Annotated in this window: 24 protein-coding genes; 15 read left to right on the top strand and 9 right to left on the bottom strand. The window is 42.8% G+C overall.

Features of this window, described 5'->3' with window-relative positions:
* Positions 1-45 precede the first annotated feature (45 nt).
* From mnmC1 to MJ761_RS03335, 4 genes are all read right to left on the bottom strand, one after another.
* Positions 46-1,611, bottom strand: coding sequence for an FAD-dependent 5-carboxymethylaminomethyl-2-thiouridine(34) oxidoreductase MnmC1 (gene mnmC1 / locus MJ761_RS03350; RefSeq protein WP_093090393.1), 1,566 nt, complete (start codon positions 1,609-1,611; stop codon positions 46-48).
* Positions 1,608-3,770 (bottom strand): AsmA family protein, encoded by a 2,163-nt coding sequence (locus MJ761_RS03345; protein ID WP_093090395.1) that lies wholly within the window; start codon positions 3,768-3,770, stop codon positions 1,608-1,610. Before MJ761_RS03345 ends, mnmC1 begins: the two co-directional genes overlap by 4 nt.
* 233 nt (positions 3,771-4,003) lie before the next feature.
* Positions 4,004-4,477: a copper chaperone PCu(A)C gene (locus tag MJ761_RS03340; RefSeq protein ID WP_093090397.1), complete on the bottom strand. Its 474-nt coding sequence runs from the start codon at positions 4,475-4,477 to the stop codon at positions 4,004-4,006.
* A 72-nt stretch (positions 4,478-4,549) separates the two neighbouring features.
* On the bottom strand, positions 4,550-5,341 hold the full coding sequence (locus MJ761_RS03335; RefSeq protein ID WP_037405487.1) for an inositol monophosphatase family protein: 792 nt from the start codon (positions 5,339-5,341) through the stop codon (positions 4,550-4,552).
* A gap of 252 nt (positions 5,342-5,593) precedes the next feature.
* Between MJ761_RS03335 and MJ761_RS03330 the strand changes: the two genes are divergently transcribed.
* From MJ761_RS03330 to clpP, 4 genes are all read left to right on the top strand, one after another.
* Positions 5,594-6,406 carry an RNA methyltransferase gene (locus MJ761_RS03330; RefSeq protein WP_093090399.1) on the top strand — a complete coding sequence of 271 codons (813 nt, stop codon included), beginning with the start codon at positions 5,594-5,596 and terminating at the stop codon, positions 6,404-6,406.
* Positions 6,407-6,446: 40 nt separating this feature from the next.
* The gene (locus tag MJ761_RS03325) at positions 6,447-7,313 is read left to right on the top strand and encodes a DUF1853 family protein (RefSeq protein ID WP_093090401.1); all 867 of its coding nucleotides are present in this window, start codon (positions 6,447-6,449) and stop codon (positions 7,311-7,313) included.
* A gap of 172 nt (positions 7,314-7,485) precedes the next feature.
* A complete protein-coding gene (gene tig / locus MJ761_RS03320) occupies positions 7,486-8,805 on the top strand; it encodes a trigger factor (protein WP_037405494.1) in 1,320 nt (439 codons plus the stop codon).
* A gap of 84 nt (positions 8,806-8,889) precedes the next feature.
* Positions 8,890-9,501 (top strand): ATP-dependent Clp endopeptidase proteolytic subunit ClpP, encoded by a 612-nt coding sequence (gene clpP / locus MJ761_RS03315; protein WP_037405496.1) that lies wholly within the window; start codon positions 8,890-8,892, stop codon positions 9,499-9,501.
* A 129-nt stretch (positions 9,502-9,630) separates the two neighbouring features.
* Here clpP and rodA read toward each other — a convergent pair whose 3' ends face one another.
* Genes rodA through MJ761_RS03290 form a run of 5 tightly spaced genes read right to left on the bottom strand, consistent with a single transcriptional unit; the run spans position 9,631 to position 15,229 of the window.
* Positions 9,631-10,737 carry a rod shape-determining protein RodA gene (gene rodA / locus MJ761_RS03310; protein WP_093090822.1) on the bottom strand — a complete coding sequence of 369 codons (1,107 nt, stop codon included), beginning with the start codon at positions 10,735-10,737 and terminating at the stop codon, positions 9,631-9,633.
* A gap of 8 nt (positions 10,738-10,745) precedes the next feature.
* A complete protein-coding gene (mrdA, locus tag MJ761_RS03305; RefSeq protein WP_093090403.1) occupies positions 10,746-12,785 on the bottom strand; it encodes a penicillin-binding protein 2 in 2,040 nt (679 codons plus the stop codon).
* The gene (gene mreD, locus MJ761_RS03300) at positions 12,782-13,279 is read right to left on the bottom strand and encodes a rod shape-determining protein MreD (RefSeq protein WP_176715016.1); all 498 of its coding nucleotides are present in this window, start codon (positions 13,277-13,279) and stop codon (positions 12,782-12,784) included. Before mreD ends, mrdA begins: the two co-directional genes overlap by 4 nt.
* Positions 13,272-14,162, bottom strand: coding sequence for a rod shape-determining protein MreC (mreC, locus tag MJ761_RS03295; protein ID WP_093090408.1), 891 nt, complete (start codon positions 14,160-14,162; stop codon positions 13,272-13,274). The genes mreD and mreC overlap by 8 nt, the downstream gene beginning before the upstream one ends.
* A 29-nt stretch (positions 14,163-14,191) precedes the next feature.
* On the bottom strand, positions 14,192-15,229 hold the full coding sequence (locus tag MJ761_RS03290; protein ID WP_037405504.1) for a rod shape-determining protein: 1,038 nt from the start codon (positions 15,227-15,229) through the stop codon (positions 14,192-14,194).
* 191 nt (positions 15,230-15,420) lie between these two features.
* On the opposite strand from MJ761_RS03290, the gene gatC reads away from it, so the two are divergent.
* The 11 genes from gatC to MJ761_RS03235 all read left to right on the top strand — a co-directional run bounded on the left by gatC (position 15,421) and on the right by MJ761_RS03235 (position 25,420).
* Positions 15,421-15,708 carry an Asp-tRNA(Asn)/Glu-tRNA(Gln) amidotransferase subunit GatC gene (gene gatC / locus MJ761_RS03285; protein ID WP_093090410.1) on the top strand — a complete coding sequence of 96 codons (288 nt, stop codon included), beginning with the start codon at positions 15,421-15,423 and terminating at the stop codon, positions 15,706-15,708.
* 92 nt (positions 15,709-15,800) lie between these two features.
* On the top strand, positions 15,801-17,258 hold the full coding sequence (gene gatA, locus MJ761_RS03280; protein ID WP_093090412.1) for an Asp-tRNA(Asn)/Glu-tRNA(Gln) amidotransferase subunit GatA: 1,458 nt from the start codon (positions 15,801-15,803) through the stop codon (positions 17,256-17,258).
* A 15-nt stretch (positions 17,259-17,273) separates the two neighbouring features.
* Complete coding sequence (gene gatB, locus MJ761_RS03275) at positions 17,274-18,716, top strand: Asp-tRNA(Asn)/Glu-tRNA(Gln) amidotransferase subunit GatB (protein WP_255356332.1); 1,443 nt, start codon at positions 17,274-17,276, stop codon at positions 18,714-18,716.
* An 18-nt stretch (positions 18,717-18,734) separates the two neighbouring features.
* The gene (locus MJ761_RS03270; RefSeq protein WP_093090417.1) at positions 18,735-19,223 is read left to right on the top strand and encodes an LPS-assembly lipoprotein LptE; all 489 of its coding nucleotides are present in this window, start codon (positions 18,735-18,737) and stop codon (positions 19,221-19,223) included.
* Entirely contained in the window at positions 19,220-20,203 is a 984-nt protein-coding gene (holA, locus tag MJ761_RS03265; protein ID WP_093090419.1) for a DNA polymerase III subunit delta, read from the top strand. The genes MJ761_RS03270 and holA overlap by 4 nt, the downstream gene beginning before the upstream one ends.
* 47 nt (positions 20,204-20,250) lie before the next feature.
* The gene (locus tag MJ761_RS03260; protein ID WP_093090421.1) at positions 20,251-20,685 is read left to right on the top strand and encodes a type II toxin-antitoxin system RatA family toxin; all 435 of its coding nucleotides are present in this window, start codon (positions 20,251-20,253) and stop codon (positions 20,683-20,685) included.
* Positions 20,678-20,959 carry an RnfH family protein gene (locus tag MJ761_RS03255; RefSeq protein WP_093090423.1) on the top strand — a complete coding sequence of 94 codons (282 nt, stop codon included), beginning with the start codon at positions 20,678-20,680 and terminating at the stop codon, positions 20,957-20,959. Before MJ761_RS03260 ends, MJ761_RS03255 begins: the two co-directional genes overlap by 8 nt.
* Before the next feature lie 47 nt (positions 20,960-21,006).
* The gene (gene pth, locus MJ761_RS03250; RefSeq protein WP_093090425.1) at positions 21,007-21,582 is read left to right on the top strand and encodes an aminoacyl-tRNA hydrolase; all 576 of its coding nucleotides are present in this window, start codon (positions 21,007-21,009) and stop codon (positions 21,580-21,582) included.
* Between the two features lie 18 nt (positions 21,583-21,600).
* Complete coding sequence (gene ubiD / locus MJ761_RS03245; RefSeq protein ID WP_093090428.1) at positions 21,601-23,079, top strand: 4-hydroxy-3-polyprenylbenzoate decarboxylase; 1,479 nt, start codon at positions 21,601-21,603, stop codon at positions 23,077-23,079.
* Between the two features lie 55 nt (positions 23,080-23,134).
* Positions 23,135-24,769, top strand: a complete 1,635-nt coding sequence (locus tag MJ761_RS03240) for a phospholipase D family protein (RefSeq protein WP_093090431.1) — start codon at positions 23,135-23,137, stop codon at positions 24,767-24,769.
* 57 nt (positions 24,770-24,826) lie between these two features.
* The gene (locus MJ761_RS03235; protein ID WP_093090433.1) at positions 24,827-25,420 is read left to right on the top strand and encodes an anthranilate synthase component II; all 594 of its coding nucleotides are present in this window, start codon (positions 24,827-24,829) and stop codon (positions 25,418-25,420) included.
* Positions 25,421-25,427: the final 7 nt, after the last annotated feature.

Here is a 25,427-nt window from a genome sequence, read left to right as displayed (position 1 = left end):
CAATGATACCTTATAACATTGCGCCAGCGCAAAATGTTATTGTGTTTAAGTTGATAATCGGAATGACTGGTGATGCGTCAGCGATCTGATGGGCAGGCGATTAGGGTGGAGTGCCTGTTGCAGCCGTACTGATAATGGTGATGGCAGGCCAAGCATAGTTGCGGCTATGGCTTCTGCACATAGTGGTGCGGTTACCAACCCACGGCTGCCATGAGCCGTATTAACAAATACACCCGGCTGCCACGGACAGGGCTGGGTAAGCGGGTAGTTTTTGTCCAGACGTAATTGTGCATACTGCACCAGCATGGCAGCTGTGTCTCCAACAGGCCCCACTACTGGTAGATGGTCGAAAGCATCGCAACGTATTGCTGCATGTCCCTGTGGGCTAGTATTCGGATTTAAGTTTGCAGCCAGATGTGGCAGCCATTGACGTAATTGTTCCCAGTTAAAATGTTCATCCGCGACGGATAAATCATCATTGGTTTGGTTAGGGTGAAATGTGGCGCCAAAGCATAGTTTATGCTGCCATGGTGGCGTAATATAGCTATTACCACTGAGTGCACACTTTATCTGAGTGGCTCCCGAGCGTAAGCTGGCTGTGGTTGTCTGCCCGCGTATCTTATGCAGTGGCCATCCAGCCACAGGATAGAGGGAGTTACTCTCAGCGCCAGCACAAATCACAATATGAGATGCATCAAGATAAAATGACTTTTGCTGATTCTGACAGCCAATCTGCCATAAATCATTCTGACGGGAGATTGTATTTGCTTTAGTGGCAGTTAACACGCTTATCAACGGATGCCTGAGTAAAGCCTCAGTTAAACTAAATGGATTAATTGCTGCACCATAAGGCCACCACAAACCACCATAAGGCACATCAATACCAGCAATCCGTTCAGCCTCAGCTTTTGTTACAGTCTGAAAAAGTGTATTGTGAGGATTTTGCTGTGCCAACAAAGTATTACGCTGCTTTTCGGCTGCGTTGTAATCCAAATGGATAACACCACAGTCCAGCCAGCCTTTCCCAGCTGGCAGACAGTTTTTCAGAAGCGCACGGCTGTACCCATAGCTGGCCAGTAACAATTCCGTTTGTATAGTCGCGTGTGCTGAGATTTTCGCATATAAAAGACCAAGATGATTGCCTGATGCCGCACTGGCAATTGAGTGTTGCTCAATCACTGTTACCGCTATACCGCGTTTTGCCAGTGCAAAAGCCGTGCTTGCTCCGGCAATACCGGCACCAATAATTACTACCGATTTAACCGGTATTGGGGTTGGCAAAGTAAGCCAAGGTTTATAAATAAATTTAGAGTATTCAGGTGTGGTGCAGACCATATTAGGATTAAACTGGCACCACTGTTCATATACTTGCGGCTGAATAAGCGTGAATTTACCGGCATCACCAAAGGGATAGCTGAATACCGGCTGTTGTTGCCAGAATACTTTTGCCTCAAGCCATAACTGTGCAATGTTCTGGCCAGCAGAAGATCTTGCTGTCAACGATTCTGGCCACTTTTCAGTCACAACCACTATCTCTGCCTGTTTATCATTGCCTAGCTGCTGGGCTAACTCATCTGGCTGTGGCCATTCATGAAAAATGTAAATACTCATTGTTGGTGTGCTGGCTCATGGTTTTCGGATGATGCACTACTTCCCTGATTCAACCACAGCCATTGCTGCTGCAATGTTTGCCGCAAACTGTCTTGTTTTTGCTGGGATGTATGCAGGCCAGCAGTCAAACGCTGATAATCAATGGTAAAAGCGGGGCGGGTAAATGTACCATTGATACGTAATGGTAACAGGTTTTGCTGTTTTTCCCGTCGTGTAGCAATCAACACATTGTAATCCATCTGCTGTTGCAACCACTTAACATTGCCCGTACCTTTAATATCAAAATTATCGGCATGCAATTCAATACGACTGTTTTTGGTGTAGCCATTATTTAATGGAATAGCCAGTTTAATAAACCGAAATGGTGTTTGGTTGGTCTCGTTATAGGTTACTGTAGTCTGGTTATCACTGTTCTGTAGAATATTATTGATATCAATGCCATTCCAAACACCTTGATGAATTTGGATTCGTGCCAGCCCACTCAGGCTGGATAACCACTGCTGACGGTTAATGCCAATACCATGAAAATCAAAGTCTGCATCGCCATTACCATCCAGATTATGCAAACCAAATGTGTCCTGTAGAAAAGACTTCATTTGCACACGTTTGGCGTGTTGCTGTACTTTCCATATCAATGGATTGGCATTAGTTACCTGCAACATACCATTACTGCTACCACCATACATTTGCACGTTGATTGGTGTCAAAGTGAAATTACGCTCATCTATAGCTAGTTGAGTTTTAAACTGGTTTAGCTGTATTGTCGGCGTGAAGATGGAATCAATAGCCAGTTGTGTTTTCAGCAAATTGTTTTTGAACCAGCGATGCCAGAGTTGTTGCCAGTCAGATGGTAGCAAACCTGTAGTCGTCTCTACGTAAGGACGTAAATTTAACTGTGCTAGGTGAATATTGCCACTTATTTTGCTTTGATGCCGGTCATTTTGGTAATCCAGTGCAATATTTATTGGTTGATTATCAAACTGACCTTGCAGATTGAGTTGGCCATTACCAGCATCATCACCTTGTACGATACCTGATAAATCACTAATAAAACGTGAATTGGGTAGGGCATTTACGGTATCTTGATGGCTGCTCACGGAAAAATTATCAATTTTCCAGTGACGCACATCCAGCCAAGATAATTGACCACTCAAGGTCAATGCAGTCTGATATAAATGACTTTGCCAGCCACTGTCGATTTGAAACTGAGGCAGAGACCAACGATTCTGCAACCAACTGATATTGCTTGCCGATAAGGTTGCATTAATTTCATTATCGCCAATCTGTGCCGTGGCCACACCATTTACCTGCGGTAAGAACAGTTTTGTCCATCCTACCTGCCAGTTTTGCCCGTTACCAGTAACATGTAATTGATTACGCTGACTGTGCCACTGCCATTGCACAGCAGTTGTCTGTAATAACTGCTGTTGCGGCAGCCAGCGAGCATTGAAATGCCACTGGCCATTACTTTCACCCAAAGCTGATAGGTAGGTTACTATACCGAGCTTAACATCCTGCCACTGCATTACTGCATCAGGGTGGTATACGGCACTCAGCTGGTATTGCATAGTTGGTATATCTGAAACACTTGATGTAGCGTTCAACTGAAGCAGACCGGTACGGCCAAGATTACGCCATTTTAGATTTAGCTGATTAATCTGTTGCAGATTAATTCCATCATGAATACGGAGACTGGCATTTTCCAAAATCAGACGATTAAGCTGTAAATTATTGCCCTGACGTGGCTTTTTCCATAAATCAGCTAAATTCCATTGTCCCTGATTATTGCGAGTCAGACTAATATGCGCATCTGTTAGCTGCAATTTTTCAATGGTCAGACGGCCAAACAGACTCTGCCAGCCTAGACCAATTTTCATATTACCAATACTGATATCATCTGTTTTGGTAGCTTTATCTCTGATGTGTACCTGATGCAAGGTTACAGTTGGACGTGGAAACATTGAGCGGCTGATATCGGAGTCAAAAACCACCTGACGTCCACTTTCAGCCACGAGTGCATTAGCACGCTTATTGATTTCTTCTGCATTAAACAAATAATGTAGCACAATCATATCAATGATTAAGAGCGAAATAATGCTCAGGCAGCTAAATACTACCAATTTCAGCCAGAATTTGCCTGAATGCAATAAGGAAATCATAAACAGTTAAAATAAAATTATTTTCAAAAAGCAGCAATCTGCTTAATACAAAATTATGTATTTAGAGAAATATCTGTTACGGACAGCAAAGATCATCTATGCTAAACGCACAGCAGAGATTAAACACTAAGTTAAACAGCTTAAATTCAACAAAAGTTACACCACGTCACCTTAACCAACTCAGGTTTGCAATTTAAGCAAGATTAGTTCAATTATCTAGCTAGGAGGCTAACTTAGTGATGCATATGCGAATGTTCTGGCATGGTTGGATCTGTTTTAGTAACAGGAGCTACACTAACCGGCACATTAAGCGTAACCGGTTTGGCATGGCGAAAAGTTAAGCGAATTGGAATAGTAGTCCCTTTTACCAGAGGTTTTTTCAAACCCAGCAACATAATATGCATTTTGCCCGGTTGTAGCTGAGTTACCTGTCCGGCAGGCAGAGACAGACCATGCGCTAAAGGACGCATTTTCATCACACCATTTACTTCAACAGTTTCATGTATTTCACTGGACTTGGCTATCGGTGAGGATGCACTCAGTAATACATCATCTTTACCAGAATGATTGTCCAAATCCATAAATACGCCGCTGGAAGACATGCCGGATACACTGAATCGTGCCCATGCATTATTGGCAATGATATCTTGTGCCATCACCAGACCGGCATATGAAGCCAACAAAGTGGTAAACAGAATTTTTTTCATGACTACTACCCCTAATCAAGGCAGATATAAAATTTGGTGGTGGTTTAACCACTTAAACCACCACAAAATATATTATATTACTAAATGTGGTGCAATTATTTGCAATAATTGTGCCAAAATTTTCGGATTGGCAGCCACAATATCGCCACTGTCCAGCCAAGTCTGCTCGCCTTGCATGTCAGTAACAATACCGCCGGCTTCCTGCACAATCAAAGCACCAGCTGCAATATCCCACGACTTCAAATTAAACTCAAAATAACCATCTACACGGCCACAGGCCACATTACATAAGTCTAGCGCAGCCGATCCTTCACGGCGCCCACCAGCTGTTTTTGCCAGCACATCTTTTAAAATAGCCAGATAAGTGTCCATCATAGTCTGATCAACAACTGGAAAACCCGTTGCAATTAGACTGCGCAGCAAATCAATGCGACTACTTACTCGAATGCGTTTATCATTCAGCAAAGCCCCCTGACCACGGCTGGCGACATACAGATCATTTTGTTCCGGCGCGTAAATTAGTGCTTCAGCTAAAGTTCCCTTATGCAGTAAAGCCATTGAAATGGCATACTGTTTATGACCATGCAAATAATTTGTCGTACCATCCAGCGGATCGATAATCCATTGATACTCAGCATTTTCGTTACCCAGATGACCAGCTTCCTCACTCAAAATGGCATGGTGAGGGTATACTTCCTGAAGAGTATTAACAATAATACGTTCTGCTTCACGATCAACATCTGAAACAAAATCATTGGCAGCTTTATTATCAATTTTAATAGTATTTAAGTTGCTGCTGGCTCGATGCATCATTTGGCCGGCCTTGCGTGCTGCTTTCCAGGCAGTAGTTAAAATAGGATTCATGCTCATTCTCGTGATAGGACTGATAAAAGCTTATAACAGATACAAAATGACGTGTGTTAAAGAACAAAAGCCGCATCTCAAAAAACATTGCGGCAATTAAACAGAATAGATAGAAAGCAATTATACGGCAAAAAGCATTTTTTCCCAAACCGGCACACCAGAGCTACCGTTTGCATAGAATGATTTTGCTATAATATACAGTATTTATCTACGTCCAGCTGCCAGAGTGCCCTCATTCTTAAAATTGCAAACATGAATAAACCCATACTCCCCGATTTTCTTAATAACATTACAGTTGTACTTACACGCACCAGCCACCCGGCCAATATCGGTTCCGCAGCACGAGCCATGAAAACAATGGGATTAAACAGATTGATACTGGTGGCTCCGAATCTGATGCAAACTCCAATGACACCACGGCCTGCCGTGTTTGATCATACCAATCCTGCTGCATTTGTTTTGCCTGAAGAAAGTTTTACTCTTGCATCTGGTGCATGCGATGTGTTGGAAAATGCACTAATTTTTGCTTCACTCAATGAAGCACTGGCTGATACAACGCTGTCGTGTGCTTTAACCAGCCGGCGTCGAGAACTGACTGCGCCATTACATACGCCACGTGAGATTATGCCATCGCTGATTGATGCCGCGCGAACAGGGCAAAAAATAGCACTGGTATTTGGTAATGAAACTTTTGGTTTGAGTATCGAAGAAGTACAAAGTTGCAATCGTCTGATTACCATCAATGGTAATCCTGATTATTTTTCTCTTAACTTGGCTCAGGCAGTGCAGGTAATCTGTTATGAACTCTTCAGCCATGTCGATATCAGCATGGCTTATTTAAAGCAGCAGCCAAATCTGGCCACACATCAGCAGACCAGTAGTATGGTGGAGCATTTACGTCAGGTGATGGATACAGCCGGATTTTTTAACCGTCGCAATGAAGAACGACTGATGCGGCGCATGGCTGCCATGTTTGATCGGGCTCAGCTAAGCACAGAAGATATCGACATCCTACGCGGCTTTTATAACACCGTAAATCAGCAAATACAGAAAAAGCAAAATTAGCATCTAATTGCAAGATTTACCGATATAGAGAGAAAAACTCATGAATTATGCTTCTGATGCACTCTGGTGGCGTTTGAAAAAAACGATTGTACGGGATTTGGCCAGTTTACTGACCGCACCATCACCTTGGATATCATCTGCTGAGCTACCGGTTTCGATATTATTAGGAGACGACGGATTTCGATTTCTGCTGTCTCTGGATGAAAAACCGGATGATTTATACCTGTTCCTGAAAAAGCATGGTGCTTACCACACTCATCTGGGGGTATACGCCGAACGTTTACTTCATTACTGGTTTTTACATGCACCACACAGCCGCTTAATTGTCCATAATCTACCTGTTCAGAATAATCAGCGCACAATCGGCGCTTTTGATTTTATCGTGCAGCTTAATAACCAGATATATCATCTAGAATTAGCGTGCAAATATTATGCTAGTCAGTCAGACAAGACAGAAAGCTTCATTGGTCTGAACAAAGCAGACCGGCTGATAGACAAAATGCACAAAATCAGACAGCAATTGGCATTAAGTACGCAGCCTGCTGCTGAAAGTGTATTGAAAGACTTGATACCTGAATCCAGCCAGTTACAACATGCAAGCATTATCCGTGGCATGCTATTCACCCCCTCAGCCAGCCAGCACTTTCAGCTACCTTTAAATCCCTTGTGTTGGCAGGGACGCCATATTGAAAACTGGGCAGAATTTGAATCTCAGGCGCACAATCGATTCTATGTACTTGATCACTTATCCTTTATATCACCAGTACGTGTAAGCAGTAATGCTATTGTTAATTTCAATCAGATTAAGCAAATCCGGCAGGGCATGATAGCATTGGTACAACAACGTAATGATGGCTATTGGTATGAAGTAGAACGGATAATGAAAACAAGCCATAACTGCAATTAGCCATAAGCAGCCACAAGTGTTTTCGTCATTACATAGGCTTTTATATAGGCTTATGGTACACTTGCCATTTAATTTTTGTCTGCATGAGTGAATGCCCGTGTGCGTACACCCTCAAGCAGTACTTTTAAGACAAATGAACCAAATCAGATCAACTGACATCTAAGGGTTTACGATGAGCGTAACAGTAGAAAAATTAGATAATTTAGAGCGTAAAATTGTTTTGGCTCTGAACTGGGAAGACATCCGAGCAAAAGTCAACGCACGCATGAAAGTGGCACAGAAACGTGCTCGCATTGATGGCTTTCGCCCAGGTAAAGCACCGCTGAGAATAATTGATTCCATGTATGGTTACGGCATTCGCGATGAAGTGCTGAATGAAATGACTCATAAAGCATTTGAAGAACTTATCGTAGCTGAAAAACTGAAAGTTGCCGGCCTGAAAAGCCTTACTGCACTGGAAGACGCTGATCAGGACGATGAAAAAGTCTATAAAATTGCGGTCGTATTTGAAGAATTTCCTGAAATTAAACTTGGTGATTTGAGTACTCAGGAAGTAACTAAATTCAGTACTGAAATTGGCGACGCGGAAATTGACAAAACCGTAGATATCCTGCGTCAGCAGCGTACCCGTTTCAATCATGTAGAACGTGAAGCGCGTAATGGCGATCGTGTAATTATCGATTTTGCCGGTAAGATTGACGGTGAAGTATTTGCAGGTGGTAGTGCAGAAAACTACCCATTCTTGCTGGGTAAAGGTCAGATGCTACCTGACTTCGAAGCGGGTATTGCTGGCATGAAAGAGGGTGATGTAAAAGAAGTTTCCGTAACATTCCCGGAAGATTACCAGAGCAAGGATATTGCCGGTAAAACAGCTATTTTCACCATTACCCTAAAAAATGTTTCTGAAGCAGTGTTGCCTGAAGTAAATGAAGAATTTGCCAAATCACTGGGTATTGAAGACGGCGATGTACAAAAAATGCGTGCTGAAATCAAGAAAAATGTCAGTCGTGAAGTAAACCGCCGCGTAAGTGAAATGACTAAAGACAGTGCCATCAATGCTTTGCTGGCTGCTACTCCGGTTGATGTTCCTTCATCAATGGTTACAGAAGAAGCAAAAACCATGGCCGCGCGCATGAAAGAAAATTTTGCGGCGCAGGGTATGGATCAGAAAGATTTGGAATTGCCATTGGATATGTTCAATGAGCAGGCAAGCCGTCGTGTGGCCATCAGCCTGATTATGGGCGAACTGGTGCGTGAAGAAAAACTGGAACCATCAGAAGAACAGGTACGTAACGTAATCAACGAGTTTGCTGATAGCTATGAAGACCCGCAAGAAGTTATCGACTGGTATTATAGCGATAAAAAGAATTTGCAGGCACCTACTTCACTGGCTATAGAGCAGAATGTAGTTGACTACGTTTTAAGTAAAGCAAAAGTGGCAGATAAAGTACTGACTTTTGATGAAGTTATGGGACAACAGGCTCAAGCCTGAATGTAATACGCATTAAACAACGACCAAAGCACCGAAGTAGTTGTGAAGCTGCTTGGGTGCTTTTATTTCAATTGAGGGAAAAACATGTCACATATTGAAAATCTGGGTCTGGTACCTATGGTTGTAGAGCAGAGTGGACGCGGAGAACGTGCGTATGATATCTATTCACGCCTATTAAAGGAACGGATTATATTTATGGTTGGTCCGGTTACTGATGAAACCGCCAATCTGGTTGTAGCTCAGTTACTATTTCTGGAAAGTGAAAATCCTGATAAGGATATTTCACTTTATATCAACTCCCCCGGTGGGTCAGTAACTGCTGGGATGTCCATATTTGACACCATGAATTTTATTAAGCCAGATGTAGCAACTTTATGTCTGGGGCAAGCTGCAAGTATGGGTGCTTTCCTCCTGTCCGCTGGAGCAAAGGGTAAACGATTTGCCTTACCAAACAGTCGGGTTATGATTCATCAACCACTTATCAGTGGTGGACTAGGTGGTCAGGCTTCGGATATAGAAATCCATGCGCGTGAATTACTCAAACTGAAAAAGCAGTTAAACGAACATCTGGCACAGCATACCGGACAAAAACTGGCTCAAATTGAAAAAGATACCGATCGCGATAATTTTATGTCTGCGGAAGAGGCGAAAAAATATGGTCTGATTGATGAAGTCTTAACTCACAGATCTAAGTAAAAAATTTTAGATAGCTATTTAGATTTAGCTTTGATATTTAATCAAAAAAATCGAAACCTTAATATTTAAAGGTTTCGATTTTTTTATTGTTGCTATAAACGCACAAATTAAATAGCAGTCTGATATCTGTTACTGTTTGCGCTGATTACTGATCCCCATCAGCATCGCCAGAATAACCATTACCGATAAAGTGGCCGTACCGCCATAGCTTACCAATGGCAAAGGCACGCCAACCACCGGCAAAATACCGCTAACCATACCCATATTGACAAATGCATAACAAAATAAGGTCATGGTTAACGCACCAGCCAAAGTACGACAATACAGAGTTGGTGCTTTAAAGGTAATATATAATCCTCGCATAAGAATAAATGTGTATACAGTCACTAGCAGAATATTTCCGATTAGACCAAATTCTTCACCGAAGACCGCAAAAATAAAGTCTGTCGTAGATTCAGGAATATAATCAAGATGGGTTTGAGAACCTTCTAGCCAGCCCTTACCCCAAATGCCGCCCGAACCAATTGCTGTCATGGATTGTAGAATATGGTATCCGGCTCCGAGGCGGTCTTTAGTGGGGTCAAGCAGGGTTAAAACTCGCATACGTTGATAATCATGCATTCCATAATTCCAAATTACAGGAAGCATGGCTATAAAGCCAATAACCGCTGAAATAATGACTTTCCACGGCAAACCGGCAAAAAATATCACAAACAGACCAGAAGCCATAATCAGCGTGGCTGTACCCAGATCCGGCTGTTTTAATATCAGTGCCACGGGAATAAGAATCAGTACAAAGGCACTGATGTAGTGGTACCAGCGAATATTGCTTTCATTTTTCTGAAAAAACCAAGCTAATAGCATGGGTACGGCAATTTTCATGATTTCAGACGGTTGAATACGAGCAATGCCAATATTCAGCCAGCGAGTTGAGCCATTGACAGTAATTCCGACAAAATGCACACAAAGCAGCAACAAAACACCCAAACAATATGCAGGTAAAGCAAAATTACTTAATATCTGCGGTGGCGTACGGGCAATCACCCACAGTAGAATAAAGCTGAGAATAGTATGCAGAGTTTTATTTTCCAGCTGTCCAAAATCCTGTCCGTCAGCAGAATACAGTAGAAATAGGCTCATAACATAAATAATCAGCATGGCATAGAACAACCATACATCCATTGGTGCCCATAATTTGTACCAGAAGCGTTTCAGCCATTGTTTTTCATTAATCATCATTTATCTCACAAGCCAGACTGAGGACGATAAGCGCGCAGTAATGGTGGCAAAGCAGCTTGACTGTGTTCATCGTGTCGCAAGGCATCCATCATGGCATCATTGGATAAATCATTTACGGGTAAATCCGCAGTATTGGTTGCCTGACCGGCACTAGGTAAATTTTTTAATTTCAATAGATAAAAATCAGCCAATTGCCGTGCAATCGGTGCAGCTGTAGCACCCCAACCATTATTTTCGAGAATGACAGCAATAGCGATCTGTGGTTTTTCCACTGGTGCAAATGCAATAAACCAAGCATGGTCGCGTAGCTGCATTTTAAGCGCCGCAGCATTATAACGAGCACCCTGTTTAATCTGTACTACCTGTGCTGTGCCGGTTTTGCCGCCCATGGTATAACTCAGACCAGAACCAACAGCTGCTGCAGTACCGCCTGGTTTCAATACCTTTTGCATCGCATCCTTAACATATTCAAAATTGCTGCGCTTAAATGGTACTGTTCGAACCGGCTGAGGGTCGATCAAAGTCATTTTTTGTGAGTTGTGATCAAGCAACGCTTGAACTAGGTGAGGGCGATAAACAACGCCATCATTACTCAGAATTGCTGTTGCAAAAGCGATCTGCAAAGGAGTATAGGCATTATAACCCTGCCCAATAGCCATACTAACGCTGTCTGCCGGCTGCCATACCCGTGCCTGTGGTTTATTTCGGGCAAATCTTTTTTCTTTCCAAGCACGCGTGGGCAATACACCCGCATATTCATGATTAATATCAATGCCAGTCTGTTTCCCCAGATTAAACTGGGCTAAATAGGGTGACATGCGGTCAACACCCATTTCATAACCTAGACGATAAAAAAATGTATCAGACGAGACTTGAATAGCTTTGCTCAGATTAGCTGAACCATGCCCACCGCGGGCAGCGTCGCGAAACTGATGGGTAGAACCGGGAATACTCCAAAAACCGGGTGCTGGCAAAACAGTACTTTGGGTCAGTTTGCCACTTTCAAGTGCGGCCATGGCCAAAAATGGTTTGAAGGTTGAGCCGGGTGGGTACATTCCCTGAGTAGCGCGATTTAGCAAGGGGTGACGCCAGTCTTCATTCAGGCTTTTCCAAGTATCCGTATCAATTCCATCAATAAACAGGTTGGGGTTATAACTTGGCTTAGATACCATCGCCAGTATTGCACCCGACTGTGGATTGATGGCCACCAAAGCACCTCGTTTATTTCCCATCAGGCGGTCTGCTTCCTGCTGCATACGGATATCCAATCCTAAACGAAGTGTTTGTCCAGGAATTGCCGGTACAGTTTTAATTGTACGGACAATATGCCCCTGAGCATCTTTTTCAACTTCACGATAACCTGGTATACCATGCAGCTGCCGCTCATAGTAATCTTCCAATCCCATTTTGCCGATATGTGTGCTACCACGGTATAAGCTAGTCAAATTCGCTTTATCAAGAGCCGTCATATCGCGGTCACTAATACGGCCGATATAGCCCACTATATGAGCCAGCAATTCGCCGTACGGATAATCTCGAAAAGTTCGCGCATTAATTTCTACACCTGGAAAACGATACAGCTCAGCTGCCAGACGGCTGGCTTCCTCCATAGTTAATTTGAGTTTTAATGGAACTTTGTCATAAGAACGATAATCAGCACGGAATTTATTAAAACGTTTCAGGTCACCATTGCTGATGTCTACATATGCTCGCAATGCATTAATTGTATCTTCAAGCTTACCCGGTACCTGATTTGGGATTAATTCCAGCGAATAAGCTGGATAATTATGCGCCAGTACCACACCATTGATATCAACTATTTCCCCTCTAATTGGTGGGATGGATATCAATGAAATGCGGTTATTTGTAGCAGCAGTGACATAGTCATCATATTTAATTACCTGTAGATATACAAAGCGTGCAATCAACAGGCAAAAACAGATAATTATTAATATAAAAGCAGCCGCAATCCGTAGCCCTAAATCACCATACTGGGTAGGTTTGGACGGACGTTTTTTTTTGGTTCGAAATTGCAGTGCTTTCATAGACGTCTGGAATAGGCGAGATAAAGCATGAATTTGGATAAAAGAGGCCAGAGCAGAGCACTGATAAATGGAGAAACAAACAGATTCCAGCCAGTAAACTGATGGGTAGCGAAGAAATGTACAATCACCAGTACCAGTGTCATCAGCATCAGACAACCCAAAATAGTTAGTGCCTGATATCCATAAGAATAACCAAGCATCTGATGCCTGTTATGCTCAACCAGATATACTGCTGCCATTATACCCAACGCATGTTGACCAAACGGCGTTCCTAGACCAACATCCATTATTAGACCCAATAAAAAAGCCATACCGATACCAATATTTTGTGGCCGGTGTAAACTCCAGTACAAGGTCATCATAGCCGTCGAGGCTGGCAGCCAGCCAGCTAATGGCTGCGGAAAAGGAATCAGGTCAAAAAATAGTGCAGCCATCAGGCTTAAAATAATAAGCCGTTTTCGGGTATGACGGTGCAGGCTGTCAACTTCAGTCATGATTGGCAGATGATAGGTTGGTAACTGCTGCATCAGCAGAATAATGAGCAGTCTGCCCATGCTTTTGTGGAATAACAAGTACAAAATTGCTATTACGTAATTGCGCAATAGGTTCAATCTGTGCACGATAATAAGGCGAACCATTACCACTTTGTGCTTGTGTCACAGTAGCAATAGGTATACCAGCCGGATAAATACTATCCATTCCTGAAGTGACCAGCAAGTCATTACGCAATAGGCTGGCATTCGCCGGAAAATAGCGCAGATCCAGACTGCCTGAACGGCCATAAACCAATGTACGTACTCCGGTTCGCATCACCATTGCCGGAATAACCGCATTACTATTGGTTATCAGCGTTACTTCAGAACTCAATGGCTGAACAGATGTGACCTGCCCAATTAACCCATGTTCGTCACTTACAGCATCGCCCTGACGAATCTGATGATGACTGCCTTTATCAATAACAAAGCGATCAGCCAGTGGATTAGTATCACTAGATACAATCTGAGCCACTTGTGCCTGAGGTAGTGCTGTTTTCTGTAGCTGAATCAGATTATCCAGATTCACCATAGACTTTAACCGTACCTCCTGCTGGCTGATTTGTAATTTTAGCTGCGCATTCTGAACCTTTAGCATCTTGTTTTCACTGCTCAGATTTTGCTGTTTCTCAAAAAAAACCATACCATTAGAAACAATATTTACTGGCTGCATAGCCAGCCATTGCAAGGGATATAAAGCCGTACCGATATAATTGCGGCTGATTTTAACCACATCATATCGATTATCAAGCAACAGCAATGCAACCGCAACCAGAGACAAGACAACTAGTTTACTGGTACTGCGCAGGCCATTGTGGACAAAATTGAGAGAAGGCTCTGCCATTATTAATTACAATAAAAAAACTACGGCTTTTAAGGGTTGGATACAAATACAGAATTCATTTTACCAATCATATCCAGCGCATGACCAGAACCACGAGCAACACATGTCAGCGGATCTTCAGCTATCATTACTGGTAGGCCGGTTTCTTCTGACAGAAGGCGATCCAGCCCTTTTAACAATGCTCCTCCTCCAGTAAGCACCAAACCACGGTCGGCAATATCTGCCCCCAGTTCCGGTGGCGTCTGTTCCAGTGCATTTTTAACAGCCTGTACAATCTGATTCAATGGTTCAGTCAGTGCTTCTAATACCTCATTCGAACTGATTGTAAAGGCACGGGGGATACCCTCAGCCAGATTGCGACCCTTCACTTCAATCTCTTTAACTTCCATGCCCGGGAAGGCGGAACCAATATTTTTCTTGATTTCTTCAGCAGTTGATTCGCCAATCAACATACCGTAATTGCGACGAACATAGTTGATGATCGCATCATCAAACGCATCTCCGCCAACACGGATTGAATGAGAATAAACCACACCAGACAAAGAAATTACACCTACCTCGGTTGTACCACCACCAATATCAACTACCATAGAACCGGTTGGTTCTTCAATCGGCAAACCAGCACCAATAGCTGCGGCCATTGGTTCTTCAATCAGATTAACAATTGAAGCTCCGGCAGCCAGAGCAGAGTCACGAATGGCTTTGCGCTCAACCTGAGTTGAACCGCATGGAACACAGATAACAATACGAGGTGCAGTAAAGCGACTATTGTTTACTTTTTTGATAAATTGCTTAAGCATTTTTTCAGTGACATTGAAGTCAGCGATTACACCATCTTTCATCGGCCGGATTGCCTGAATACTGCCTGGGGTACGCCCCAGCATTTTTTTCGCTGCTGTACCTACAGCCAGCATACCATTTTTCGCATTTATGGTATCGTTTTGCACAGCAACAACCGACGGCTCATTAAGTACAATTCCCTTATTTTTAATAAAAATCAAAGTATTAGCTGTACCTAGATCAATAGCCAGATCATTGGATAAATATTTTGTAAAGAAGCGAAACATGAGACTGTCCTAATGAACTTTAAAATTATAAGTATGGCAAAAGCTATTGTGTGACACATTACCCAAAGCAAATCAATGCGCCAAAGAATAGGGTTTTCGGTTATAATCTGACACTATGTAATAACCAAATCAGAACGCGCAATGATACCGCAGTTTGCCCGTTTTGCTAAATCAAATTTAAGGATTTTTTGATGGCTTTAACATTAAGTGATGTAGATAAGCTCGCACGCCTCTCTCGCTTGAGTCTTTCAGAAACCGAGCGAAATAACATGTTGGTAGAACTTAATCATGTATTTGAGCTGGTGGAAAAAATGCAGGAAGTCAATACTGACGGGGTTGAACCGATGGCGCATCCGCATGAACTGGCACTACGTTTACGCGAAGACAGTGTTACCGAAAAAGATCAGCACTATGCATTACAGTCATGTGCCCCACTAGTAGACAGAGATCTGTACCTCGTCCCTAAGGTTATAGAATAAGCCCATATTTTATTCCATTAACCTTACATTACTCCGATTGAATTCATTGCAGGCAACCTCAAGCAAGTGTTACCTGAAAGCTATATAATCTTATGCCGAAAAATTATACATTAAAACAGTGCAGTGATTTACTGCAATCAAAACAGGCTTCCGCCAGCGAATTGGCGCAAGAATATCTGGCAGCAATTGCACAGGACAATGCCGGCCTAAATGCATTTGTAACATTGGATAAAGATCGTACCATTGCTGAAGCCAAAGCTGCTGATACACTTATTCAACAAGGCTTAGCTACACCCTTAACAGGTATACCTATAGCTTATAAAGATATCTTTTGCCAGCAAGGTTGGCGCAGTGCCTGTTGCAGCAAAATGCTGGACAATTTTATTGCCCCCTATACAGCTACTGTTGTGCAAAATCTGCTTGATGCAGGCATGGTTACCCTTGGGCGAACCAATATGGATGAATTTGCCATGGGATCAACTACTGAGTCTTCCCACTATGGTATTACCCGTAATCCATGGCAGCATGAACATGTACCGGGTGGTTCTTCCGGTGGTTCTGCAGCAGTTATTGCTGCACGTCTAGCTCCGGCAGCACTGGGATCAGATACCGGCGGTTCTATCCGCCAGCCAGCATCTCATTGTGGTATCACCGGCCTAAAACCAACGTATGGCGTAGTCAGTCGTTTTGGCATGATTGCTTATGCTTCCAGCTTTGATCAGGCTGGGCCAATGGCACAGACAGCTGAAGACTGTGCTCTGTTACTGAACAGCATGGCAGGCTTTGATAAATATGACTCAACCAGTATTGAGCGTGATAAAGAAGACTATACTCGAGATTTAAACCGTCCGTTACAAGGACTGAAAGTAGGCTTGCCTCGTGAATTTTTTGGAGAGGGGCTTGATACTCAGGTTCATGCATCTATCGATAATGTTTTAGAATTACTGAAAAAACAAGGGGCAGAAATTGTCGATGTCACCTTGCCTCATACTGAATTATCCATACCTGCCTATTACGTACTTGCATCAGCTGAAGCCAGTACCAATTTGTCTCGTTATGATGGTGTCCGTTATGGTCATCGTGCGACTGAATTTAGCAATCTGGATGAAATGTATAGTAACAGTCGCGCAGAAGGTTTTGGCGATGAGGTGAAACGCCGGATCATGATTGGAACTTATGTTTTATCTCATGGTTACTATGATGCCTACTACCTGAAAGCACAAAAATTACGCCGGATGGTCGCAAATGATTTTCAGACTGTACTACATCAGTGCGATATCATTCTTGCACCTGTTGCACCTACTGCGGCACCTGCATTAGCAAGTCATAATAATGATCCAGTACAAATGTATTTATCCGATATATATACTGTTTCACTTAATTTAGCTGGTTTGCCGGGTATCGCAATACCTGCTGGCTTCACTTCCAGCGGACTGCCAGTAGGTGTTCAACTTATTGGTAATTACTTTGCAGAGAGCCGTTTGCTTGGTGTTGCACATCAGATTCAGCAACATAGTGACTGGCATACCAGAACACCATTTGAACATTAACTGCCAGTATACGAATTGAAAGAAGACAGAATGAATTGGGAAACTGTAATTGGTCTGGAAATCCACGTTCAGTTGAATACACAGTCAAAAATTTTTAGCGGCTCATCAACTGCATTTGGTGCTGCTCCTAATGCTCAGGCAAATGTCGTGGACTGTGCTTTGCCTGGTGCCTTACCAGTAATGAATCGTGAAGTAGTTAATAAAGCCATTAAACTTGGGCTGGCATTAGGTGCCACGATTAACCGGAAAAATGTTTTTGATCGCAAAAACTACTTTTATCCTGATTTACCCAAGGGATATCAAATCAGCCAGTTGGAGTTGCCTATTGTAGAGCATGGTCAGCTGGAAATTGTAGTAGGTAACGAAGTAAAAACCATTAACGTAACCAGAGCACACATGGAAGAAGATGCCGGTAAATCTATTCATGATGAATTTGAACAATTTACAGGTATTGACCTGAATCGTGCTGGCACACCTTTGCTTGAAGTAGTATCCGAACCAGAAATGCGTTCAGCTGCTGATGCTGTTGCATATGCCCGGGCAATGCATAGTCTGGTAACGTGGCTGGACATTTGTGACGGGAATATGGCAGAAGGTTCTTTCCGAATTGATGCCAACGTTTCAGTGCGCCCGAAAGGTCAGACAGAGTTTGGCACCCGTTGTGAAATTAAAAACCTAAACTCATTCCGTTTTCTGGAACAGGCGATTAATTATGAAGTGGGGCGGCAAATTGAATTGATTGAGGACGGTAGTAAAGTTATCCAGCAAACCCGCCTTTTTGATCCGAATAAAGGTGAAACCCGAGCCATGCGCAGCAAAGAAGATGCACATGACTATCGTTATTTCCCCGACCCAGATTTATTGCCAGTAATAATTACCGATGCCATGCTGGATGCTGCTAAAGCAGCCATGCCGGAGTTGCCAAAAGAAATGGCTAGCCGATTTATCGAACAGTATGGTATTTCTGACTATGATGCAAGGTTGCTAACCAGCAATCACATTCAGGCCGACTGGTTTGAACAGGCAGCTAAATTAAGCGGACATGGCAAGCTAGTTGCTAACTGGATGTTGGGAGAACTTGCCGCTGCACTGAACAAAGCCGGTGTAGATATCTCAGCCAGCCCAATCAGCGCCGAACGTCTGGCCGGTTTGATAAGCCGGATTGCAGACAATACCTTAAGTAACAAACTGGCTAAACAGGTTTTTGAAACCATGTGGGACAGTGATCTTACTGCAGATGCTATTATTGAACGTGATGGCCTCAAACAGATGACTGATACTGGCGCAATTGAGAAAATTATTGATGAAGTACTTGCCGCTAACCAGAAATCTGTAGAAGAATTCAAATCTGGGAAAGAGAAAGCATTCAATGCTTTAGTTGGACAAGTCATGAAAGCTTCACGTGGTAAAGCTAACCCACAACAGGTTCAATCTCTACTGCGCAGCAAACTGGCCTGAGCTTTATAAGGATCAAATATGAAAAACTGGCTGGTATTGATTATCTTATTCGGATTAACTAGCTGTGGCTTTCATCTGAAAGGCACTTCTGCATTTGATGCCCCAATGCCGTATCATAGCTGGAAAATTGATGGCGGTAGTATGCAACGAGCACTGGAAGTCGCACTGCGACGACAGCCAGATATTGTCGTGGATGCCGAAAAGCCGGAAGTGGTGATAAAAGTCATTTCAGCTACTCAGAATTCGTCTACATCAGCAGTTGACTTGTCTGGTGGAACCAGCGAATACATGTTGTCACTAAATGTCAGTGTACAAGCCTATCGTCATGATAAGCCACTGGGGGATCCAATTCAGGTAACTGTAAACCGCTATATGGATTATTCTGATCACGAAGTCTTGGCTAAGGAAGATGAACAGCGCATGATCTGGCGTGATATGCGCACAGATGCGGCTGAGCAAATTGTACGCCGTCTGGCTTTTCTGCCCGTAATGACTACCGACGAATGAGCGGCTTATCTACCCAGCCTTTAGCCACAGCCTATTTGATTCATGGTGAAGAAGATCTGCTGCGGCTAGAGGCTATAGACAGCATTCGTATAGCAGCACGCGAACAGCACTACGACGAGCGAGAAACTGTAGTTGTAGAGACTGGTTTCGACTGGTCATCTCTGCTGGCTTCGATACAATCTGTTGGCTTATTTGCGGATAAAAAATTATTGGAAATACATATACCCTCAGGTAAACCTGGTAAAGAGGGTGCAGCCGTACTACAACATCTGGCAGAACAATTGCCGGAAAATACCTGCCTGCTTCTAATACTACCTAAACTAGAACGTCTGCAAATTCAAAGTAAATGGTTTTCGAGCTGGGCCAAAGTTGCTCGTGTATTGGAAGCAAAAGCAGTTAGTCAAACCGCTTTACCGCAATGGATTAGGAGCCGTCTTGCTGATGTTAAGTTGGCCATCGACAATGATGCTCTGGAGTTATTTGCAGAAAAAGTGGAGGGCAATCTTTTAGCAGCGCGACAGGAAATTGATAAACTAGCTCTTATTCATTCAGCAGGCCATGTCGTTACCTTAACCGAAGCGCAGACAGCAGTGGCCAATGTGGCACGTTTCGATGTTTTTCAGTTATCAACAGCTTGGATGAGTGGGGACTCAGTGCGCATGTTGCGCCTACTTGATGGTTTAGCAGCAGAGGGCAATGAACCCGTATTATTATTGTGGGTTATTAGCGAAGATATACGTATCCTGTTGCGTTTACTTGCTGCATTAAAGCAGGGTAAAGCGATCAGTGAATTACGCCACAGTCTACGTTTATGGGGCGACAGGCAAACACTGGCGCCGCAGGCAGCAAGACGCATCGGAGTTAAACGTCTACTCAGTGCTTTACAGACATGTGCGCATATCGACCGGCAAATTAAAGGTGTTGAAGACGGCGACGCATGGACAGAAATTAAACATTTATTTTTATCTTTGGCAGCTTAAATAGTATGCAGACAACTTCATCATATAAGCTATTAATGTGACAAAAAATGAAAACAGTTGAAAAAAGCGTTTTGGTACTACACAGTGCCGAACACATATTCGATCTAGTCAACACAGTAGAAGATTATCCAAAGTTTTTACCTTGGTGCAATCGCACCGATATCTTAAAACGGGATGAGCAATTTCTGGAAGCTGTTTTGCACATGGACTACATGAAAATCCGTCAGTCATTTGCTACCAGAAACATCAATCACAGACCAAATCAAATTCAGATGAGCTTACTTAATGGCCCTTTTCGCAAATTGGAAGGCATCTGGCAATTTACCCCTATCGACAATCTGGGCTGTAAAATTGATTTCAAACTAGAATATGAATTTTCAAATACCGTACTTTCTGCGCTTATTGGTCCGGTGTTCAATCACATTGCCACCACACTGGTTGATGCCTTTATTCAGGAAGCAGACAGGCGTTATGATGACTGAGATTAATATAGAAATAGTATATGCTACAGCTGATCTTCAGCATCTCTGGCAGAGTAGAGTTCCTGCAGGGACTTGTGTACGTCAGGCTTTACTGCAATCAGACTTACCTCAACGATTTCCGCTAACTGACTTTCATACAGCACCTATTGGTATATTTGGTAAAAAAGTTAAAGATAACTATATGTTGTGCGACTGGGATCGCATAGAAGTGTATCGGCCATTACTTATCGATCCAAAAGAAAACCGACGGCGACGAGCACTACAGAAAGACTAGTTTCTTTTTAAAATTCATTCAGCTTGCAATATAACTGAGGATCACACATGTCTCATCTCCGGCTCATAGTAGGTCTGGGCAACCCGGGCTCAGAATATGAACATACACGCCATAATATAGGTTTTGATTTTATAGACGAACTGGCCAAATTATGGAAAACCAGTTTAAAAGAAGAAAAAAAATTTTTTGGACAGGTAGCACGAGTTAACCTGAATGAAGGTGAAGTCTGGCTCCTTAAACCACTAACATTTATGAATAAGTCAGGCACTGCTGTGCAAGCACTGGCTAAGTTCTACAAAATACTACCTGAAGAGATTCTGATAATTCATGATGAACTGGATATTCCTTGTGGGCAGGTAAGATTCAAAAAAGGCGGGAGTAACGGCGGTCATAATGGTTTAAAAGATATACAGGCCTGGCTGGGTACAGCAGAATTTTATCGGCTGCGCCTAGGAATTGGTCATCCCGGAGACAAAAATCTGGTTATCCATTATGTGTTGCATAAGCCTCAAGCACAGGAACAAAGTTTAATAACTGAGGCCATGCAAAAATCTCTGGCAGCTATACCTCAAATGCTAACAGGTGAATATAGTAGCGTACAGCAGCAACTGCATAGCAAATAAACCCAGAAAGTTCATGTCATGAAATATCGTGATTTACGTGAATTCATTGCGGCACTAGAGCAGCAACAACTTTTAAAACGGATTCATGTGCCAGTATCTCCCCATTTGGAAATAACAGAAATTGCTGATCGTGTATTGCATAAGCAAGGGCCGGCATTATTGTTTGAACGGACTGTCAATCAAGCAGGAAAACCATATCGTTTTCCAGTTTTAGCTAATCTGTTCGGCACACCTGAACGTGTGGCAATGGGGATGGGCGCAGATAGTATTAGTCAATTACGGGAAATAGGCAAAACTTTGGCTTACCTGAAAGAACCGGAACCCCCAAAAGGTATCAAAGACGCATTTTCCAAATTGCCATTACTCAAAGACTTATGGAGCATGGCTCCGCATATTATAAAAAAGGCACCTTGTCAGCAAATCATTCTTGAAGGCGAGAATGTTGATTTAACACAACTTCCTATTCAGAAATGCTGGCCAGAAGATGAAGCACCACTGATAACGTGGGGATTAACTGTTACACGTGGGCCAGAAAAAAAACGCCAGAATCTGGGGATTTACCGTCAGCAATTACTGAGTAAAAATAAATTAATTATGCGCTGGCTGGCTCATCGAGGTGGCGCTTTGGATTTTCAGGCGTTTAAACAAAAATATCCCGGTAAGCCTTATCCAGTCTCAGTCGTATTGGGTTGTGATCCGGCAACCATACTGGGCGCAGTGACCCCTGTACCGGACAGCCTAAGCGAATACCAGTTTGCTGGCTTATTACGTGGTTCACGTACCGAACTGGTAAAATGTATTGGCAATGATTTGCACGTTCCTGCCAGAGCGGAAATTATACTGGAAGGGTTTATACAGCCAGAAGAAATGGCACTTGAGGGTCCTTATGGAGATCATACCGGTTATTACAATGAGCAGGATTACTTTCCGGTATTTACAGTTGAACGCATTACCATGCGAGAAAATGCTATTTATCACAGTACTTATACCGGTAAACCACCGGATGAACCCGCAGTATTGGGAGTGGCACTAAATGAAGTATTTATTCCCTTACTGCAAAAACAATTTCCAGAAATAATTGATTTTTATCTGCCTCCCGAAGGGTGCTCTTATCGCATGGCTATTGTCAGTATCAAAAAACAATATGCAGGGCACGCCAAAAGGATAATGATGGGTTGCTGGAGCTATCTGCGCCAGTTTATGTATACCAAGTACATTATCGTCGTGGATAATGACATAAATATACGAGATTGGAAAGAAGTTATCTGGGCTATTACCACACGTATGGATCCTGTGCGAGATACAACTTTAATCAATCATACCCCGATTGATTATCTGGATTTTGCTAGCCCTATCAGCGGACTTGGCGGCAAAATGGGACTAGATGCAACCAACAAATGGCCAGGAGAAACAAATCGAGAATGGGGTAAAGTAATTTATAAAGATGCCGCAACCATAGCCAAAGTTGATGCCTTATGGCAGGATTTAGGTTTATAAATTTATACAGGCAATATGCAGTGTTTCAGCTCAATAACCCGCACTAAATATACACATGAACAGCAAATATATTAATCTTGCCTGTAACTTATGCCTCAAATTGTGCATACTGTGTATATTAAACGCCTGTCAAACCTTGCCATCACTGGAAGGGCGCAGCATCGAAACTCATATAGCTGCCGATATTCCATCTTCCCTAGCTTACGCAAATGCTTCTTTAGTTAACCAACATCCAGGATTATCTGGCCTCTATCCTCTAGATGATGGCTATGAAGCATTTGCAGCACGATTGGCTTTGATTCGTGCCGCAGAACACAGTTTAGACGTACAGTATTACATCTGGCGAAATGACACATCCGGCCAGCTACTTTTCCATGAACTTGTTTTAGCCGCTCAACGAGGTGTACATATCCGTTTACTGCTGGATGATAACAATACCGTTGGTCTGGATAAAGTATTAACTGCCCTTAATCAAGAACCCAATATCCATATACGATTATTCAATCCATTTATGCACCGGCATTGGCGAGCACTAAGTTACCTAACAGATTTTGCCCGTTTAAACCGGCGTATGCATAACAAATCAATCACAGCCGATAACCAGATAACGATTCTTGGCGGACGGAATATCGGCGATGAATATTTTGATATGGGTAAAGGTACATTGTTTGTCGATCTGGATATTCTGACCATAGGGCCAATCGTCAATCAGGTATCTAATAATTTCGATCGCTATTGGAACAGTGCTTCAGCGTATGATTTCAGCAAAATCGTTCACCGTCGTAACAAACTACAAGCCAGCACACCTGTATTTAAGCGCCGAAGTTTTAATTACTTGCGAGCTGATAGCTATGATAACGCCTACAACCGCGACAATTTTATAAACCGATTACTAGACGGCTCACTCAATTACCAGTGGGCACATCTGATTCTAGTAAGCGACAATCCAGATAAAGCTTTGCCCAAAGGCAAAAATCAATCAGACGCCGACCAGCCTGCCGACAGCCTTTTAGTTGCATCAGAAACCGTACAATCACCAGTATTCAAATATAAAAAAGCCAGCTTAACCCTGAACGAACTTATTGCATCTGTAGTAGAACCACAAAAAGATTTACTAATTATCACACCTTATTTTGTGCCAACACAAACAGGTTTGGAATATTTGTTCAAACTCAGAGATGAAGGCGTAAGAGTGCGCATTCTTACCAACTCACTGGCTGCAACTGACGTACCGGCCGTGCACTCAGGTTATGTACATTACCGTATTCCACTATTAAAAGAGGGTGTTGAGATTTATGAGCTTAAAAATCAGGGCTTCTTAAAAGGACCACGTGATCGGGCTTTCACAGGTAATTCCGAATCTAGCCTACATGCAAAAACCTTTACCATAGACGGGCAGCAGCTCTACATCGGTTCCCTTAATTTTGATCCGCGCTCAGCCCGGCTTAATACAGAAATGGGTGTAGTTATCCAGTCACCCGAGATGGCAAAATTCATGAATCAGGCCATCAACGAAGCCTTGCCGGATGTAACCTATCAGGTAAAACTTTCAGCACAGGGCAAACTCGAGTGGTTGAAAACCAACGACAAAAATCAAACCAAGGTTTATCATCATGAACCCGATACCAGTATTTGGCAGCGCGTATGGGTCAAATTGCTTTCGTGGCTTCCACTAGAAAGCTTACTCTGAAACAGCAGACAACAAACTGGTTCTACACAAATCATACTACCTTAGAAGGCATAACCAATGCTGCTATTTATTGATAATTATGATAGTTTTACCTACAACATCGTGCAATACCTTGGTCAGCTAGGAGAAGAAATAATTGTTAAAAATAATGATGAAATTACTTTGCAAGATATAAGTGTTCTGGCTCCAGAAAAAATTGTAATCGGTCCGGGACCTTGCACCCCAAAAGAAGCAGGTATCTCAGTAGCAGCCATTAAACACTTTGGCGGCAAAGTACCTATTCTTGGAATTTGTCTGGGACATCAAAGTATTGGATATGCTTTCGGTGCTAATATTGTACGTGCTAAACATGTTATGCATGGTAAAATTTCACCGGTTTACCATCACAATAGCTCCGTGTTTGCCAACTTACCCAACCCTGTAAACTGTACCCGCTATCATAGTCTGGTTATCGACAAAGAAACATTACCGGATTGTCTCGAAATCACAGCCTGGACTGATGATAATGAAATTATGGGCATCAGACATAAGACTCAGGCCATCGAAGGCGTTCAGTTTCATCCCGAGGGACTACTCACCGAAAATGGCTATGAAATGTTGCATAATTTTCTGCAACAACACCAAAATGATAGCAGCAGTAAAACCATTTAACAGACTA

This window comes from Snodgrassella communis (assembly GCF_914768045.1).
Lineage (GTDB): Bacteria > Pseudomonadota > Gammaproteobacteria > Burkholderiales > Neisseriaceae > Snodgrassella > Snodgrassella communis.
Note: the sequence above shows the minus strand (reverse complement) of the source record. Positions and strands in the feature narration are given on the sequence as shown.